Raw genomic sequence first — 3,889 nt, forward strand, 5'->3', positions numbered from 1 at the left:
GGAGATAATGCTAACTTAACAGTTACAGCGATTACAGATCTAGTAACAGGAGTAGTAACACCAATAGATGCGGCAAATCCTGTAACATTAAGTGATGGAACAGTAGTTAGTTTAAATCCAGATGGTACATTAGATGTAGCACCAGCAACTGATAGCACAGAGCCAATCAGTTTTGAGTATACACTAACAGATGAAGATGGCTTAACAGATGTAGGTCAAGTAGATGTTACCTTCACGCAGTTAGCACCAATAGCTGATGATGAAGTAGCAATAACAGAAACATCTACACCTGTAAATATTAATGTGTTAGATGGCGATGTTGATCCAGATGGAGATAATGCTAACTTAATAATTACTGAGATTACAGATCCATTAACAGGTACAGTAACACCAATAGCACCAGGTTCAACAGTAACGTTGAGTGATGGTACAACGGTGACTTTGAATACAAATGGAACTTTAGATGTAACGCCTAGTGTTGGAGTTACGGAAGTTAATTTTGATTATACCCTAGAGGATGAAGATGGACTTACAGATATCGGTAGTGTATTGATTAATGTTACTATTGATTGTGATGATGTAATGTCAGGTTCTGTTGATGTGTGTATGGTTCTTAATGCTGACCCATCTAATGCAATTGGATTATTAGACTGTGATGGTGATGGTGTTGATAATGCGACTGAATGCCTAAATATGACGGATCCAACAGATCCATGTGATTATACTTCAGGAGCTGCAACATTGCCAGCAACCGATATGGGTGATTGTGATGGTGATGGTGTCAGTAATGCAGATGAGATAAATGGACCGGACGGTGATCCAACGACACCAGACGGAACAGATAGTACAGATCCATGTGACTATGATGTTGCAAGTGTGACATTACCAGTAACTAGCACAGTAGATTGTGATGGTGACGGAGTAACTGATGCAGACGAGATCAACGGACCAGATGGAGATCCTAGTACTCCAGATGGAACAGATCCAACAGATCCATGTGATTATGATGTTGCAAGTGTAACATTACTAGTTACAAGTACAGTAGATTGTGATGGAGATGGAGTAATTGATGCAGATGAAATAGCAGCAGGAACTGATCCAAACGATGCATGTGATTATAATGTATCAGATATTAGTGTGCCAGTAACAAGTACAGTAGATTGTGATGGAGATGGAGTAATTGATGCAGATGAAATAGCAGCAGGAACTGATCCAAACAATGCATGTGATTATAATGTGTCAGATGTAAGTGTGCCTGTAACAAGTACAGTAGATTGTGATGGAGATGGAGTAACAGATGCAGATGAGATCAACGGACCAGATGGTGATCCAACAACGCCAGATGGAACTGATCCAAACGATGCATGTGATTATAATGTATCAGATGTAAGTGTACCAGTAACAAGTACAGTAGATTGTGATGGTGATGGAGTAACTGATGCAGATGAAATAGCAGCAGGAACTGATCCAAATGATGCATGTGATTATAATGTAGGAAACATAAGTGTACCAGTAACAAGTATGGTAGACTGTGATGGTGACGGAGTAACAGATGCAGATGAGATCAACGGACCGGATGGTGATCCAACAACACCAGATGGAACTAGTCCAAACGATGCATGTGACTACATCGTATCAGATATAACGGTGCCGGTAACCAGCACAGTAGATTGTGATGGAGATGGAGTAACTGATGCTGATGAAATAACAAACGGTACTAATCCTAACGATCCATGTGATGGTGGTGATGTTAATAATGTAGATTTATCTAATACTACCTCCGACTGGTATGTAGCAGATTGTGATGGAGATGGCGTTCCTAACGGTGTTGAAGTTGATCTAGATGGGAATGGAATAGTAGATGCTAATAATACCGACCCTAATGATCCTTGTGATTATAATGTAGTTGTTCAAGATCTTAACAATGTTTCTAACCAATGGTTAGTTGCTGATTGCGATGGTGACGGTGTACCTAACGGCACAGAATTGTCTGATGGTACAGATCCTAGAGATACTTGTGATTATTTATTGAGTAGTCAGGATATCGTGTTGGTGACCAGTCAATGGTTAGTTGCTGATTGTGATGGTGATGGTGTCATTAACGGTGATGAAGTTGTTGATGGAACTAATCCTGTTGATCCTTGTGATTATATACTTTCTAATCAAACAGTACCAGTTTCTGCTGCTTGGAATGCATTAGATTGTGATGGTGATGGGGTTTCGAACGGTACAGAGTTAACTGATGGTACTGATTTACAAGATCCATGTGATTTAGTATACACAAGTCAAGATACTACAGCATCTGTATCTTGGATTAATTCAGACTGTGATGGTGATGGAGTTACTAATGGTGATGAAGTGATAGATGGAACTGACCCAGTTAATCCATGTGAGTTCATGCTAGATAATGTAACGGTTCCACAAACAATGGCATGGGAAGCATTAGACTGTGATGGTGATGGCGTTAGTAATGGTGTTGAAGTATCGGACGGTACTGATCCATTAGATGAATGTGATCTAATAATATCTAGTCAAGACCTTGTTCCTAACTCAGCATGGGGATCATTAGATTGTGATGGTGACGGTGTAACAAATGCAGATGAAATTGCAGATGGAACTAATCCAACAGATCCTTGTGACTTTATGGTGGGTAGTCAGACTATTCCAGTTTCAGGTGACTTTAATGACGCAGATTGTGATGGTGATGGTGTTACTAATGGTGATGAAATCATCGATGGTACAGATCCTAGTGATCCATGTGATTTCTTAACAGCTAGCCAGACAGTTAATACATCTGAAGCATATGGTCAGTTAGACTGTGATGGTGATGGAGTTACTAATGGACAAGAAGAGATTGATAATACAGATCCTCAAGATCCTTGTAGTTATGAAGCGATTTCACAAAATCTAGTTGCAGCAACTGGTGAATGGGATAACCTAGATTGTGACGGTGATGGAGTAAGAAACATTGATGAATTATTGCCTCCTAATGGTGGTACTCCTACAGATCCTCAAGATCCTTGTAGTATCGATGTTGATAATCAGACTATGACACCAGATCAGGCTTGGTTAGATGCAGATTGTGATATGGATAATGTACCTAATGGTGTAGAGTTAGCTCTAGGTGATACAGATGGTGATGGAATCCCTAACTTCTTAGATGTCGATGACGACAATGATGGAGTAGCAACGGTTAATGAAGATTATGACGGTGATAGTGATCCAACTAATCAAGATTCTGATAATGATGGTACTCCTGATTATCTAGATACTGATGACGATGGTGATGGTCTAGATACAATCGATGAAGGTGCAAACCCTGATGGTGACCTTGATCCTAATACAGGTGATACTAGTGATATCGATAATGATGGTATTCCTGATTATCTTGATGAAGATATTAGAAGAATAACAGTCTTTAATGCTGTTACTCCTAATGGTGATAATGAGAACGATTTCTTCTTCCTTCAAGGAATAGAGAACTTTGATAATACCGTTAGAATTTATAACCGTTGGGGTGTAGAGGTTTATAATGCAAATAATTATGACAACGCTTCAACACGATTTGTTGGAATTTCTGATGGTAGAACAACAATATCTTCAGGAGAGAAGTTACCTACAGGAACCTACTACTATGTTATTGAATATATCGATGACTTTGGTGCAACTCAACAACTAGCAGGATATCTATATATCAGATAAATAAATCTTACCTACCCTAATTCAATCAGTTAGGGTAGGTTAATTGAAAAATAATATAGCATGAAGAAATTATTAACTTGTTTATTGTTATTCGCTTTCGCGAAAGCGGTTACCGCACAACAAGATCCTCAATACAGTCAGTATTCTTATAACCCAATAGTTGTTAATCCAGCTTATGCGGGAAATC

At 39.0% G+C, this 3,889-nt stretch carries 2 protein-coding genes; both read left to right on the forward strand.

Features of this window, described 5'->3' with window-relative positions; all coding sequences use genetic code 11:
• The coding region (locus ACJJVJ_RS00030; RefSeq protein WP_405368080.1) for a gliding motility-associated C-terminal domain-containing protein at positions 1-3,702 on the forward strand (3,702 nt) is incomplete at its 5' end.
• 60 nt (positions 3,703-3,762) lie between these two features.
• On the forward strand, positions 3,763-3,889 hold a 127-nt coding region (locus ACJJVJ_RS00035), incomplete at its 3' end, for a type IX secretion system membrane protein PorP/SprF (RefSeq protein WP_405368073.1).

It is taken from the genome of Nonlabens sp. Asnod2-A12, assembly GCF_045063745.1.
GTDB lineage: Bacteria > Bacteroidota > Bacteroidia > Flavobacteriales > Flavobacteriaceae > Nonlabens > Nonlabens xylanidelens.